Below are 13,586 nucleotides of genomic sequence, written 5' to 3'. Positions count from 1 at the left end.
AGAACAATATGGCTGGCGAGCGCATCCAGCGCCGGACGGTGAGGGGAGTCAATTTTCTCACCATTTACATAAACGTCATCGCCAATGCGCAGTACACGCAATCCACCCAGACGAACCAGGACATCGCCTTGCTTCAGGGCATCATAGATTTCGTCAGGCTGATAAGGCGGCTCAGGCGGCGCAACGTCCAGTTCATGACGCGACTGAGAGATAAACTCGCCAAACCACTGTTTAAAATGCTCCGGCTGGTTAATGAGCCCCAGCATCATTTCGCGCAGCTTGTCCATTTCCTGTGGCAGCACGTCTGCTGGATGGTCGCGCGGCGGTAGATTTGGATCGCTGTAGTACGTGCTACCCAGTTCGCGTTGCAGAACGTAATCAGCAAATCCGCTGATCAGCTCCCGGGTATTCGGTGCGCGGAAACCTACCGAGTAATTCATCGCGTTTTCTAACGCGTAGCCTTCGTGCGGGAATCCAGGTGGAATATACAGAATATCGCCTGGCTCCAGCTCTTCATCAATGATGGCTTCAAACGGATCAACCTGGAGCAGGTCAGGGTGCGGGCAATGCTGCTTCAACTGCAGTTTTTCACCCACACGCCAGCGACGGCGACCGGTTCCCTGGATGATGAACACATCATATTGATCCAGATGCGGGCCAACACCACCGCCGGGTACAGAAAATGAGATCATCAAATCGTCAATGCGCCAGTCCGGCAATTCACGGAATGGCCGCATCAGCGCGGCAGTTGGTTCATGCCAGTGGTTTACGGCCTGGACCAGCAGTGACCAGTTGCTTTCACCAAGATGGTCATAGCTTTCGAAAGGACCGTGGCTAACCTGCCATTTGCCATCCTGGTGGCTGACCAACCGGCTGTCGACTTCGCTTTCCATTGCCAGCCCAGCCAGTTCGTCAGGGGAGAGTGGATCAATAAAGTTGTTAAAGCCGCGTTTTAAGACCACCGGGCGTTTTTGCCAGTGACGTTCAAGAAAATCGGGCCAGTTAAGAGTGAGTTGGTATTCCATAATGAGCATCCCGCAGGCTGGTATCTGCAACCGATTATAACGGATACTTAACCTCAAGCGTGAAGTCAGTACATATTTATTACATGTAAAGATTACTCGTCTTTTTGTCCCGGATGTTGGCGGCCGAAAATAACTTCCATGCGCGCTCCGCCCAGCAGACTGTCGCCAGCGATAATCTGCCCGTCATATTGCTCGGTGATCTCACGTGCGACAGCCAAACCCACGCCTTGCCCGGGGCGTAAGGTATCCACGCGCTGACCACGGTCGAACACCACTTCACGTTTACTGTGTGGAATACCGGGGCCGTCATCTTCTACCACAATGTGCAGATGATCTTCCGTTAATTGCGCTGAGATCTCGACAAATTCCAGGCAATATTTACAGGCGTTATCCAGGACGTTGCCCAGCACTTCGACGAAATCGTTCTGTTCACCCACAAAGCTTGTCTCAGGCGAAATGTCGAGATTAATGTTAACCCCTTTACGCTGGTACACCTTGTTTAATGCAGAGGTCAGTTTATCCAGCAACGGTGCAACCGGATGCAATTCCCGGCTGAGAAGGGCGCTACTGCCGCGCATGCTGGCACGATGCAGATAATAGCCAATTTGCTGTGAAATACGGCTAATTTGCTCCAGCATGACGGGTTCAGCATCGCTCACGCTCATTTTCTCATTACGCATCGAGCGTAGCGTGCTTTGCAATACGGCCAACGGTGTTTTCAGGCTGTGGGTGAGGTCAGTTAACGTGGTACGGTATTTATCGTAGCGCTCACGTTCGCTCTTTAATAAGCGGTTGAGGTTACGCACCAGACTGGTGAGTTCACGCGTGGTGGCAGGATTAAGCATCTCGCGATGATGCTCTTCAAGCTCACGGACTTCGCGCGCCAGTGATTCGATAGGTCGCAGGCTCCACCAGGCTGCAACCCACAGCAACGGGATAACCAACAGTAAATTGGCAACCAGCACATAAATAAACCAGCTCCAGACCATATATGAGCGTTTGAGCTCAATAGGAATGGTATCAACAACCACAATGGTCAGTTGTGGCATTCTGGCGGTGGCAGGGTAGATGTTCACTGCCACGGAGTGGGTCATTTCTGCATTATCGTCATCTTCTCTGACTTCTCTTAGCTTCTGTTGCGCCGAATGATCCTCGCGTAGCAATGTGCTGGTGGCGTCGACATTGGCTTCAATCTCATGAAAACCATTTGTCTTTAGCCAGTCTGGTTGAATACGTTGTACCAGCCAGGGTACGTCGCGTTGGGCCCAGAGCAGCTTACCGTTTTCATTATAAATCAGCGACATTGTAGGGCTTTGCATATCGAGATTTTCAGGTAGCTCGACATTAATTTTGCCGTTTTCCCATTTCGCCAGGGTATAGAACAGATTACTTTCGCCACGTAGCAGACGAAATGTTGTTTTATCAAAGCTGACGCTATAGCCAACCAAAGCCACCATGCCGTAAGCCAGCGAGAGGACCAGTACAACGCCTGCGGTTGCCAGCAAAAAGCGCAGCCGCAGTGATAACGGGAAAAAATGACGCAGTAATTTATTCATCAGCGCAGTTCAAAAAGATAACCTTGCCCACGTACAGTGGTGATCACATCGTCCGGATATTGCGCCTGAATTTTCTTGCGCAGACGTCCCATTAAGACATCAATGGTGTGACTTTCACGCAGTTCAGCATCCGGGTAGAGCTGTAACATAAGCGAATCTTTACTAACGACTTTGCCGCTATTACGGATCAGCGTCTCCATAATGGTGTATTCGAACGCCGTGAGTTTGATCACTTCATCGTTCACGGACAGTTCGCGGCGAGAAAGGTCCACCTGAAATGGCGGAAGCGAGATTATCTGCGAGGCCAGACCACTATTGCGGCGCATCAATGCCTGCATTCTTGCAACCACTTCTTCAATGTGAAACGGTTTTGTGACGTAATCATCTGCACCGGCACTGAGCACTTCCACTTTGTCCTGCCAGCCTTCACGGGCGGTTAACACCAGAATGGGCAATGAAACGTCATTACTGCGCCAGCGGCGGATCAGTGACAGTCCGTCTTCATCGGGGAGTCCTAAATCGACGATCGCAATATCCGGCAAGTGTTCATTAAGAAAATAGTCTGCTTCCTTTGCATCTTCTGCATCATCCACCTGGTGGCCTAAATCCTGTAGCTGAACCTTAAGGTGGTGGCGTAATAATGCATTATCCTCAACAACCAGCACGCGCATCATTGTTTCTCCCTAAATTCATGGTACGAATAGTTTAACGCTGATTATGTAGATTGAAAGCAGCGCTATGAAATTAAATAACTTTTTTCATGCTCCCTCGCCCGTGGGGGCGTCCTGGGGGCAGTGCTGTTGGCATCTGATTGTTCAGCATGTTGACCTGATCCTGGTTCATGTCGCCAATCCACTTGGAGTAAACCTCGTACACCATTCGCGCATCTTCATGCCCCATCTGACTCGCTATGAATGACGGGTTCGCTCCGGCCATCAACGTCCAGCAGGCATAGGTATGCCGTGACTGATAAGGATTCCTTTCGCGGATATTGGCAAGTTTAGTACCTCGCTTCCAGCCATAGGCAATCGAGTTCTTGGAAAAGTAACTGCCTTTCTTTGACGAATATGCTGTCGGTGAAAAAACGAAGCGAAGAGATTGCTGCTCAGTTTTACCGATCTCCCGATGGTGAAATCGAATTTCTTGCTTCGGATTAGCGCCGGTGATTTCGTATTGTTCCTTCAGTGCATCCAGAGCAGGCCTAAGCAACGTTATTGTCCTTATTCCGGCATCTGTCTTAGGAGGTACAAATACTCGCTTATTCGTCAAACTTCTGGATACGTGGATTTCACCTTTTACCAAATCAATATCTTCCCATGCCAGGGCGCATATCTCGCCCGGCCTCATCCCCGTATGTACGGCAACAATGATGATTAATGCCTGGCTACGGGGAAGGGCGGCTATCAGTGCCTGGTACTCATGAAGTAAAAGTGGGTCGGGATCATTTTTAGATAACTTGAGTCGCGACACTCCTTCATAAGGAGCATGCAATATAAACTGGCTTCGGTTTGCGAGCTTAAGCATTTCTGATAAAACTGCCATCTGTTTATTGACTGTTGAGGGCGCGCGGCCTTGCCGGGCCAGATTCGGCATTGCCGGGTTAATAATTGTACCGGTCAATAACTCCTTTCGGTAATGCAAAATATCGGCATGCTCAATATCTACCAGACGGGTATTTTCTCCGATTACACGCTGTAACGTATTTACGACCGAAGTAAGCGATAGCAGCGTTGCACCAGATACCTCTAAGGCTTTGGTGTCTGTAAAAAAATCACTCAACTCTTTAAACGTGGTGATTTTTTTGGTTGTGATGAACTTCTTAAGCGCTTTGGATTCCGGGAAGCGTTCCGCATAGTCGAACTTACCGAGCTGTATTTCGCTTGTGATGAGTGCGCGAAAATTTCCAGCTTTTTTGATGTTGCTGCTGTTCACCGTCCAACCGCGAAGGACTTCGCGGCAACGTTTGCCGCGATAGGTAAATGTGATCCGTATTTTTCCATTATGCAGCTCGACGCCGGTTGGAAAGTCCATCATGCTTCCTGTACTAATTGGTTAATCTTTGGATAGTTGTACCAAAGCAGACCTTTAGAATTGTCAGTTTCCCCGAGAGCTGTCAGATGTTTGAAATGCACGCCTTCGATCCACAAATTCAACCGATAACTTTTAATTTGTCTTTCAGACAAGCCGGTCTTTTCTGTTAGTCGCGCTTCAACCATCCACTCTTCGCTGAAAATGAGTTGCGACATACATAACTCCGATGCCGCCAGCCACAACAGTACATGCTGCGGTTGGCGAATATTGATAATCAAAAATCAGTAGTTGGTTTTGTCTTACGTTTTTGGCGCCGTTTTTTCTTCGGCTTGATGCTTGGTGGCATAACGAGCCGACGCGCTGGTGGCAGACTAAAAACATGCTCACTGATCTGTCTGCGTTCTCTCATTTTCCATACATGCCATGCCGTCCAGTCACACCCATCATCACAGATGTGCTGCGAGCGGATCAGCGCTTCATCGCCGGTTAAATTCTCTGTCACTGCTCCGCCTCCGCACTTATAACCCCAGCGGCCAGCGCAGCTGCCATGTGTGGCAATTCATCAAAATCACCTCGATATGCCGGGTTAGCGCACATCCCCTGCAGAGCCGCTAGCGTCAGCTGCTGGCGGTAGGTCAGGGTGGTAGACAGTTCACCATTGGTGACGTCGCTACCCGGTGAGGAAGCAGGCAATTCTGGTTCTTTCTTCGGTTTGGCTGTGACAACTGCTGGAGCTATCACTATCGGTTTTGGTGGCTCTGGTCGGCGACATTCCACGATCGCATCGAGGGCGATTTTCTGACGCAAGGCAGCATCATCAGACCAGCCATCAAGAATTGTCGTTGCGACATCGTGAATTTCGTCATCGTTGAAATTAGGGGACAGACAAAATTCAGTGGTGGCGATATCGATGATCAGCAGAGGAAGAACGTCAGCGATAATATGACCGGTGCATGCCACAACGCCTTCCGCTTCTTCCTTACCCATAACGTCAGTACGTCCCGAAAGCAGGTCGTTCAGTGCGTGGGCAATCTCAATTTCATGATCATCCAGAAGTGGGCGACCGTCTTCCTGTTCGGTCACTTCCGTTTTTTCGCCCTCATTTGAGGCGCTATTGGCAAATGCTGCATCCAGTTCCCTGTTGAGCTCCGCAGCGCGAGACGGGCAGACTGCCGGTATTTCAGTTCCGTTCTGTAATGTCTGTTCGGTTTGATCATTGAGGACCACCTCATTATTTTTTTGTGGCAGTGGGGCGGATGTACGGCCGCATGCGATATCAACAATCAGTGGACCCGGATTGGCGTGATTTGACTCAGTCAGGTTTTTATTGATGTATTCGCGCAGTTTTACCGGATCGCGGTAGATATCCTCCGGAGAGGATTTAATTAGGGCAATAATTGCTGCGCGGGAAAAATCCAGAATACCGGGCGTGCGACGTAACTGTTTCCACCATGCAGTAAAGCGCTCATCGGTTGCGGTTTCTTCCATTTTTTTGGCACGCTCATGAACGGCATGCGGCAGTTCGTAGATGTCGAAATCCATAGCAATACCCAGAATACCTATGCAGACCTCGCGGCGCAGGGTTGCCAGCGTATGAGGTAGAACGCGATCGGTTGGGTTACCGCCGCCGAGCGTACAGCCTGATTCGGTGTGTGTGTCTTCACTGGTTTCAGGTTCGTCAGTTTTAAGTTTTACTGGCTCGCGTTTATCGGGCGGGGTCTCAGCCCATTGGGTAAACAGGTTTTTATAGTCTGGCCATTTAGCATTGTCGCGCGCCCTCTGACGCACCCAGGCCAGGCATTCGGTCTGTTTTTCAGGAAGCATGGCAAGAATGCGGGGTTCTTTGGCAAGACCCTCTGCCTGTTCGCGTAAAGGGCTAAATTCATCATCATTCAGCATGTCGATTAACTGGCCATACTGAGAAGGCGTGATTTCATCAATGGCGCCAAACACCGCGAGGCAGTATGCGCGGGCCAGCACATCCAGTTCTTTCACCGGTTTCATTTTTTCTTCTGGCTCGGCAACATTAAGTTGCTCATTTTCGCCTGTAAGCTCTGGCTCAACCATTACACGCTCTGGTTCACCTTTTTCAGCGTTCCAGATAATGTCATCGGTAAAGAGGTCAGTATAGAACTGTCCCTCAACAGTGCAGAACATTCCTTCCTCTGTTTCCCATACCTTGGGTGCAAAATAATCATCGGCATAATCTGGCGCGAACTGTATAAAATCCGCATGCAGTAATGTCTTTGCAATTGTTTTATTTTTCGCTTGTTTAAAAGAAACATAAACCGGAAGCGTACTGTCTTTTTCAAGCGCACTTTTTTTCGGTTCGAATCTACCGCCAAATTTTTTTAATCCAGTTGTCATAATAACCTCAATAATGTTTATGTGAATGGCGTGCATTGCTTCTGCTTAAATTACAGCGCCGTGGTTCATGAATTTGTTTGTAGGAGATAGCATGCTCAAGGCTACAGAAATAAGCAGTCACTACTCTCTTATGAATTCTTTTTGTTGATTTATACATGGAATCATCAGAACTCCATTTTTTACAATACGGACAGCACTCAAGTGTCACTTACCCTCCCTGCATAGCTGGCTATGACAGGGCCATCATTGATGGATATAGTTAGCCCTGCCAGTTAAGGCATAAATAAAAACTCTCTTAATTGTTTGAAGTTATTGAAGGGGGTAAATAAAAGTTCAGCGTAAAAACTCGCTAATATTAACCCTCTGGTCGTTAACTATTTTGGTCATTACTTTGATGAAACACATATCCAGCACCGCCTCATCTTTATATTTTTGAACGCCGGTTATATCAGCCACAGCTTTTTTATATTCAGCTTCAGCTGTACGCTGGGCAATATCTTCGCTGGTAAATTTAACCATTGGCACGCACCATCCTGAGTAAAGATTCCGTGTGATCGAGAGCTGCCTTCTGTTGTTCGTACAGTGCCTCAAGTTCAGCTGTAAGGCGGTCGCGAAACGCAGGAACGCTTAACTGATAAATAAAATTACTTACTGAGCTTTCCACATCAGGATCCCCGTCCGGTATAACTGGCTGTGAATTTTTCATAAACCCTCCGGTAAAAAAGGTGCCCATCGTGGGAGATGGGCAAAGACCACGCGGCACACACAGCAATTAATCACATCTGCAAGCGCACTCCGCCTGTTTCACACCTGTCACCCATAACTGGTAAGTGAAGGAGTGCGCTTGCATGTTGTTCCCTGAAAAAGCTGGCGGTGACCGGAAATACACGGGAAAACACCGGGCCGCTAGAACAAGGGTCTACTTGTTATTGCTTTGGCCTGCTTTTAACCACATCAGGCGCGGTGGATCCTGCTATTCCCCAACTGTCAGGAATGCGATAATCTGGACATCCGAGGTAGATTGATCAGATGGTCAATCATCAGCCAATTCAATTGCAAAGGCACATCGACCATGGTTTCACTTATTCGAAATAAAGGTAATACATCCACGGGTGTGCACATGCTTCAAAGGTCTGGCAAGCAATTCAAATTCCGCTGCGATATGGATACTTTGAAACGCCTGACATCTAGAAGCGTCAAACCAGAATTTGAGTATCTTTTTCGTAAGCGAACTGATGGCGTTTATCATTCAGAACTTTTTGATTCAATTGAAGAAGGAAAAATTGTTCTTTGTCAGTTTGTTCAAAGAGTTACTGGAGAGCCATGTACCGCCTGAATATTGGTTAACTCAGCTACCTATGATCAGAATGTCCAGATTATTAAAGAGCGAAGCGTCCAGTAGGGCGCTTTTTTTGTTTTTGGCCCTGTATCGCCAGGGTAAGCGGAACATTTTGATTCTGAGTAATCACTGCGTGTGGTTACTTGATGACGTTAATTTAGTTTTCTCATTGTGATTGGTCAATAAAAATATTGAGAAAACTCATGAAAAGAAGCGAAAAGAATCTCAACATTATGAAAATGAAGAGAAATTATTTTTTAAATCAAAGTGCAGCTTGAACTACGATTGGTTGGTGCGTTTCCTTGCTTCGAGCAGCTCGTTAAATAACCGATTGAAATTATCCACGCGCGCCCGAAGGCTTTGAATCTGAGCCTGCTGCTCCGATTCAGGAAGAGAGCGGTAAAGTTGTAACAACTCAAGCTCTTCTTCAGTCATCTGTGATTGAGTTCCTGGCGGCAGAGGTGGTTCAGGAGATTTATCCTCATCACCGAATAAGATCCATGTAGGCGAGCATTGCAGAATTTCTGCTAGCTTGTGCAGGTTCTCGCCACGCGGGGCAGTAGTGTCACTTTCCCACAGCGAAATTGAGGAATCAGAAACCCCTGCAGCTTTACTCAGCTTGTTTTGGCTCAAGCCGATCTGCTTGCGTCTCTGTCGAATTCTTTGGCCTAACGTCATCTCACTCATATTTAGTTATCTTAATATTTCTTGACCTGAGTTTCCTTGCGTGACTATCATTGAGAAAACTCAGGATTGGAGATAAGAATGTTGAAGTCCGCAGCAATTAAACACTTTGGAACCCGCTCCCGTATTGCGGCTATTGCTGGTATCGACCCTTCCGCTGTCAGCCAGTGGAAAGAACTTGTTCCCGAGCGCTGTGCTCAGCGTCTCGCTGATGCCTCAAATGGCGCACTCATCTACGACAAAGACGTTTATGACCGTTACCGCCAGGCCAAACGCCTTGGTAAACAGAATACCTGCACGACCAAGAAGGAATCTGATTGATGAAAATCAACGAGATTAAATTGCTGGCCATCGAGCTGGAAGAGTGGGCGATGAAGGATGGCAGGAAAGGGGGCTGGAAAAAGATTGTCCCACTGATTACCTCGCATCACTACGGTGATTTGCTGGATAGCCTGGCAGATATCGTGGACCCGTCAGAGTATGCGCGCCGCCTGCACAACAACACGCAGATCATCCAGCGGGCATTTCGAAATGACACGCCGAACTATCGTGGCCAGGCAGCTGCGCTGGCGCCAGCAATCAAAGCTGCGATGGATGCAGAGCTGGCTGGTCAGCATGACTTACATAACCTGGTGGCCATTGCTAACCGCGAGTGCATCGAGGCGACCAGTGCAGTGCTGACTGGTAAGCCAATGCAGGTAATCCGCAAAGAAACGGCAGAAGCAATTCAGGCACTGGCCGATCTCATCCCCGGCGTCAGCATCCAGTTTAACCATATTGGTCCGCGCGCGGCGTAACAGGAGGCTCCCATGCTTGCCCAGGAATTAGTAGACCGCATGAAAAATGCGATGAAGCACAAAGTACCGGCGGAGACAGTCGATCGCAGCGCTGAACTGATTCCGGGGATGAAATACCGCAACGAACGCGGACGCATGGTGACGGTAATGAGAGTTTCTCATCTTCGGGTTATGTACCGATACGAAGGCTATCAGGACATCTGCGAGACCAGCCGCAGAGAGTTTGATTTGAAATTTAAGAAGGTGCAGCAATGAGTCTTGATGCCATGCGCTGGGCTAAGAAAGCTAAAACGGGTCGATCGTCTGCCAAGTCAGTTCTGACCTGGATGGCGGACATGTGCGGCGCAGACTTTACGACATACCCATCAATTGCGGCGCTGGCCGAGGCTACAGAACTGGATAAAAAAACCGTCCAGGCCAGCCTGCAGCATTTGGTGGAAAACGGTTTTATCCAGGATACCGGAGAGCGCCGCGGACGCACAAAGCAAATCCCCGTTTACAAGCTGGTGGGCGTTGAGGAAAGCATCGAAGACGCAGAACGAACCCAAAAACGGGAACATTACCAAAAACGGGATACTTTAAAGAAACCCAAAAACGGGAAGGTTAAACCAAACGACCCCAAAAACGGGTGCATTGAAAGCGGTGAAACGATCCCGTTTTTTCCGTCAAACGATCCCAAAAACGGGATACGGAATCCCTCAGAGGAATCTAAAGACTTAAACCCCACACATAACACGCGAGGGGGAGAGGTCGAACCAGTTAATAACAACCCGGTTCCTGAATACCCTGGACAGCCTGGTATGAATTTTCCCGCCGGAGAGTCATTTGGGAAGGTCCCAATGACCATTGACTGGGAACCGTCGGCTGACTTTCGCCAGCGTGTTGGATTCTGGGGCATAACGATCCCGGATGGACTGAACCTCAGAGCCGAGCTGAACAGTTTCATTGCCTACTGGCAGCCAGAGAACAAAGTTTTTTACCAGTCGCAGTGGGAGCAGAAATTTGCGCGCCACCTGCAACAGGCCAAACCCACTAAACCGCGAGGTAACTCACATGCAGGACTGGATCCAAACTCCACAGCAAACGCAGCTGTACAGCGAGCACGCGCAGCACGCGCTGCACAACTCCGCGCTCGAGGAGAAAGCGTGGAAGTTCTGGGTTCTCATGCTGGAAATTTACTCCAGCCGGTGGGAAACCAAAAACGGATCGGCTCCGTCGGACCTATGGATTGCACAGATTGGGAATTTGACCAGCGACCGGATGACGAGCGTCTGTAACGCGATGGTTGCTCGCTGTGCGGCGGGTAATTCATGGCCACCTGACCTGGCTGAGTTCGTGACGCTGGTGGCTGACTGTGACGGCGGGAAGCTTGGACTGAAGGTTTCGGACGTTATGGCGGAATACAGGAACTGGCGCAACGAATCTTACCGTTACGCCAGCACTGAGGAATATTTCATTGGCCGCAAATGTAATCCGGTCCTGTACCAGATTTGCACTGAACTTCGCCGAACTGGTGTTGAGCGACAAATGACCCAACCCGAGCTGGAGAGACTGGCAGCGGACCAACTGGCGAAGTGGGAAAAACACCTGGAGGATGGCAAGGCGATCCCTCCGGTAAGAAAACAGATTGCGGCGCCGCGCCATCCGGCAGGACCGACACCCGCGCAGCAGCTGCTTGAAGAATACAAACGCCGTAAAGCGGCTGGCTTAATTTAACCTGGAGAATTTTATGGAAACCATTTTAGACGTACTGAAAGCGATGGAAAAAGCGACTGCCCGTGAAATTGCGGCGCGCATGAAAATTGAGCCGGCGGCGGTGATCGGGATGCTGCGTGAACACGAAGAACGTCACGAGGTTGTTCAGGCTAACGGGTACTGGAAAGTTGCCACAGGGGAAGTTAAATCACAGCCTAACGCGATCAGTTCTGTCAGCAAAGCGCCGGCAAGTGTATCAGTCAGCGACGTCATCGCATTACTGGCGGAACATGGACCACAGACGTCCCTTGAGCTGGCAACACTGGCAGGTATTGAGTCAAAACGTGTGGCGCCAATCCTGACTCACCACATAACAAAAGGGCGGATCATCCGCGAAAAAGTAGGCAGCAAGTTTGTTTATTCGGTGCCGGCCACTGCGTCAGTGAAAAACAAAAGCTCTGCACCACGGGAACCGGAAGCATCAACACCACTGGTACCAGAAAAATCTGTCACTGAAATTGTTGAGGAAATCCCCGCTTTCGTCAGCCGTCCTGATGATCTGCTGATCCCAACGGTACGCGGTATCTCAAGTGAAATTCGGCGCACAAAAGCGAAGCTGGCTAACCTGGAAAAACTTCGTGAAGCCGTTCGCAGCATTCGCAAACACGGCGCGCTGATGCAGGAGCTGGCGCAATGAAACAGTCTGAGTTACCGCGCTGTCCGACCTGCGGAAATATGCCCGAATACGCGCTAAAGCCTAACCATATGGGATGGGTATGGGGTGGATTGAAATGTCCGTATGACCATTACCGCGTGAATTTGGATGGTCCAGCCGGTAGCCGCGTGCAGGCAGAAAAAAAGCTGGCGCCACAGTGGATTGAACTGGTCGAGAAAGCTAATCAGGAGAAATCAGCGTGAAACCAACCTACGAAGAACTGACAGTACAGCTCGCTAACGCCGAGAGCAAGTGCAGGGAGCTGGCGGCGTTAGGTGTAAGATTACCTAATCTTCCAGTACTTGGCTCTACTGCTGAGTGGTACGAGGGATTTGCTGCTGGTGCATCCAGCATGAGAAATGAATGCGCAAATGCAATCCGCGCCGCTGGCATTGGTCTGAAGGGGGAATGAGATGGCAAAGTCACCAATGAAACTCATGCTGCGGGCATGGAACAAAGAGCTTAAAAATCCAGAATGGGGCATGGGCAATAGTAAACACCGCAAAGCCTGCGCTCGTGATTTTGCCGGAGCCAGCATAGAAACCGATGCTGATATCCCTAATCAGACCGAGGCAGATGACCGCCTGGCAGAAGAACTTACTTACTGGACGGACTAACCCATGACAACTAACAAACTACCTGAATGGCGCAAGTCGCTAAACGAGGCTGTAGAAAACTATCAATCCACACGCGCCTGGTATGAAGAAAATCAGGACAGCCCATCAGCCGAGCAGGATATGGACGCGGCGGCGGGTGAGATTGCAAAGTTGATAAAACAGTATGGGGTGCTCATCGTTTTAAATTTGCTGGATGAGATAGACGAGCTACAGGAACGCCGCAAGGCTGATAGCGAGCCAGTGGGGTGGACTGACGAAGAAGAGCTGCGTGACGTTGAAAAGGACGGTTGCGGCTACTTGTTTAAAGCTAACCCCATCTCACCAAATTCTGACCCTCGGCGCGTAATTAAGTTATATCGCCACGCGCAGCCAGTACAGGAACGCGAACAAATACGCCGTGAGCATGCAGTATGGTCACAGGCTACTTTCGGCGATGTCGGTCCAGTTGGTCCTCTGAAGCACCTTTCTAAAGAAGCGCTCGAGGCAGCTGCTGAACCAGGCGACCTTAGCGAATGGGCTGACATGCAATTCCTTTTATGGGATGCGCAACGTCATGCTGGTATCAGTGACAAGCAGATTACCCTGGCGATGGAAGAAAAGTTGGCGGTGAATATGGCGCGCCATTGGCCGGAGCCGAAAGACGGAGAACCACGGCTGCACATCAAAGCGGATCAACAGCAGGAGCACAAGTGATGGGTCAGCTACTGCAATAGGCCACCAACAGAGTTATCGAGATGGAAAACCTCCCGCTGGCTGATGT

Annotated in this window: 21 protein-coding genes; 11 read left to right on the top strand and 10 right to left on the bottom strand. The window is 49.6% G+C overall.

Features of this window, described 5'->3' with window-relative positions; translation table 11 throughout:
- The 9 genes from FDX03_RS15605 to FDX03_RS15565 form a co-directional block, all read right to left on the bottom strand.
- The coding region (locus tag FDX03_RS15605) for a cupin domain-containing protein (RefSeq protein WP_249357083.1) at positions 1 to 1,025 on the bottom strand (1,025 nt) is incomplete at its 3' end.
- Positions 1,026 to 1,117: 92 nt separating this feature from the next.
- Entirely contained in the window at positions 1,118 to 2,581 is a 1,464-nt protein-coding gene (phoQ, locus tag FDX03_RS15600) for a two-component system sensor histidine kinase PhoQ (RefSeq protein WP_048211949.1), read from the bottom strand.
- Positions 2,581 to 3,252 (bottom strand): two-component system response regulator PhoP, encoded by a 672-nt coding sequence (gene phoP / locus FDX03_RS15595; protein ID WP_061068817.1) that lies wholly within the window; start codon positions 3,250 to 3,252, stop codon positions 2,581 to 2,583. Before phoP ends, phoQ begins: the two co-directional genes overlap by 1 nt.
- 73 nt (positions 3,253 to 3,325) lie before the next feature.
- A complete protein-coding gene (locus FDX03_RS15590; protein WP_137346286.1) occupies positions 3,326 to 4,612 on the bottom strand; it encodes a site-specific integrase in 1,287 nt (428 codons plus the stop codon).
- Positions 4,612 to 4,827, bottom strand: coding sequence for an excisionase family protein (gene xisR / locus FDX03_RS15585; protein WP_003832298.1), 216 nt, complete (start codon positions 4,825 to 4,827; stop codon positions 4,612 to 4,614). Before xisR ends, FDX03_RS15590 begins: the two co-directional genes overlap by 1 nt.
- 59 nt (positions 4,828 to 4,886) lie before the next feature.
- Positions 4,887 to 5,114, bottom strand: a complete 228-nt coding sequence (locus tag FDX03_RS15580; RefSeq protein WP_119921999.1) for a hypothetical protein — start codon at positions 5,112 to 5,114, stop codon at positions 4,887 to 4,889.
- A complete protein-coding gene (locus tag FDX03_RS15575; protein WP_233614709.1) occupies positions 5,111 to 6,769 on the bottom strand; it encodes a hypothetical protein in 1,659 nt (552 codons plus the stop codon). The genes FDX03_RS15580 and FDX03_RS15575 overlap by 4 nt, the downstream gene beginning before the upstream one ends.
- Before the next feature lie 543 nt (positions 6,770 to 7,312).
- A complete protein-coding gene (locus FDX03_RS15570) occupies positions 7,313 to 7,498 on the bottom strand; it encodes a hypothetical protein (protein ID WP_044711810.1) in 186 nt (61 codons plus the stop codon).
- Positions 7,491 to 7,685 carry a hypothetical protein gene (locus tag FDX03_RS15565; RefSeq protein WP_137346200.1) on the bottom strand — a complete coding sequence of 65 codons (195 nt, stop codon included), beginning with the start codon at positions 7,683 to 7,685 and terminating at the stop codon, positions 7,491 to 7,493. Before FDX03_RS15565 ends, FDX03_RS15570 begins: the two co-directional genes overlap by 8 nt.
- A 366-nt stretch (positions 7,686 to 8,051) precedes the next feature.
- Between FDX03_RS15565 and FDX03_RS15560 the strand changes: the two genes are divergently transcribed.
- Positions 8,052 to 8,315, top strand: a complete 264-nt coding sequence (locus FDX03_RS15560; RefSeq protein WP_071891820.1) for a hypothetical protein — start codon at positions 8,052 to 8,054, stop codon at positions 8,313 to 8,315.
- A gap of 282 nt (positions 8,316 to 8,597) precedes the next feature.
- Here the strand turns inward: FDX03_RS15560 and FDX03_RS15555 are convergent, their stop codons facing one another.
- Positions 8,598 to 9,005, bottom strand: coding sequence for a helix-turn-helix domain-containing protein (locus FDX03_RS15555; protein ID WP_137346199.1), 408 nt, complete (start codon positions 9,003 to 9,005; stop codon positions 8,598 to 8,600).
- 78 nt (positions 9,006 to 9,083) lie between these two features.
- On the opposite strand from FDX03_RS15555, the gene FDX03_RS15550 reads away from it, so the two are divergent.
- The 10 genes from FDX03_RS15550 (at position 9,084) to FDX03_RS15505 (ending at position 13,519) form a co-directional block, all read left to right on the top strand.
- Positions 9,084 to 9,323: a Cro/CI family transcriptional regulator gene (locus FDX03_RS15550; protein WP_137346198.1), complete on the top strand. Its 240-nt coding sequence runs from the start codon at positions 9,084 to 9,086 to the stop codon at positions 9,321 to 9,323.
- Complete coding sequence (locus FDX03_RS15545; protein ID WP_137346197.1) at positions 9,323 to 9,799, top strand: toxin YdaT family protein; 477 nt, start codon at positions 9,323 to 9,325, stop codon at positions 9,797 to 9,799. The genes FDX03_RS15550 and FDX03_RS15545 overlap by 1 nt, the downstream gene beginning before the upstream one ends.
- Before the next feature lie 12 nt (positions 9,800 to 9,811).
- A complete protein-coding gene (locus tag FDX03_RS15540; RefSeq protein WP_137346196.1) occupies positions 9,812 to 10,054 on the top strand; it encodes a DUF4222 domain-containing protein in 243 nt (80 codons plus the stop codon).
- The gene (locus FDX03_RS15535) at positions 10,051 to 11,076 is read left to right on the top strand and encodes a DnaT-like ssDNA-binding domain-containing protein (protein WP_137346195.1); all 1,026 of its coding nucleotides are present in this window, start codon (positions 10,051 to 10,053) and stop codon (positions 11,074 to 11,076) included. Before FDX03_RS15540 ends, FDX03_RS15535 begins: the two co-directional genes overlap by 4 nt.
- Positions 11,060 to 11,515 carry a replication protein P gene (locus tag FDX03_RS15530; RefSeq protein WP_137346194.1) on the top strand — a complete coding sequence of 152 codons (456 nt, stop codon included), beginning with the start codon at positions 11,060 to 11,062 and terminating at the stop codon, positions 11,513 to 11,515. Before FDX03_RS15535 ends, FDX03_RS15530 begins: the two co-directional genes overlap by 17 nt.
- 13 nt (positions 11,516 to 11,528) lie before the next feature.
- Positions 11,529 to 12,191 (top strand): DUF1627 domain-containing protein, encoded by a 663-nt coding sequence (locus FDX03_RS15525; RefSeq protein ID WP_137346193.1) that lies wholly within the window; start codon positions 11,529 to 11,531, stop codon positions 12,189 to 12,191.
- Positions 12,188 to 12,412 (top strand): hypothetical protein, encoded by a 225-nt coding sequence (locus FDX03_RS15520; protein ID WP_137346192.1) that lies wholly within the window; start codon positions 12,188 to 12,190, stop codon positions 12,410 to 12,412. The genes FDX03_RS15525 and FDX03_RS15520 overlap by 4 nt, the downstream gene beginning before the upstream one ends.
- Complete coding sequence (locus FDX03_RS15515; RefSeq protein WP_246803275.1) at positions 12,409 to 12,621, top strand: hypothetical protein; 213 nt, start codon at positions 12,409 to 12,411, stop codon at positions 12,619 to 12,621. Before FDX03_RS15520 ends, FDX03_RS15515 begins: the two co-directional genes overlap by 4 nt.
- A gap of 1 nt (position 12,622) precedes the next feature.
- A complete protein-coding gene (locus tag FDX03_RS15510) occupies positions 12,623 to 12,826 on the top strand; it encodes a hypothetical protein (protein WP_061068285.1) in 204 nt (67 codons plus the stop codon).
- Positions 12,827 to 13,141: 315 nt separating this feature from the next.
- Complete coding sequence (locus tag FDX03_RS15505; RefSeq protein ID WP_245163453.1) at positions 13,142 to 13,519, top strand: DUF550 domain-containing protein; 378 nt, start codon at positions 13,142 to 13,144, stop codon at positions 13,517 to 13,519.
- Positions 13,520 to 13,586 lie beyond the last annotated feature (67 nt).

The sequence above is a fragment of the Citrobacter sp. wls827 genome (genome assembly GCF_005280875.1).
GTDB classification, from domain to species: Bacteria; Pseudomonadota; Gammaproteobacteria; order Enterobacterales; family Enterobacteriaceae; genus Citrobacter; species Citrobacter youngae.
This window is presented reverse-complemented; position numbering and strand designations above follow the sequence as displayed.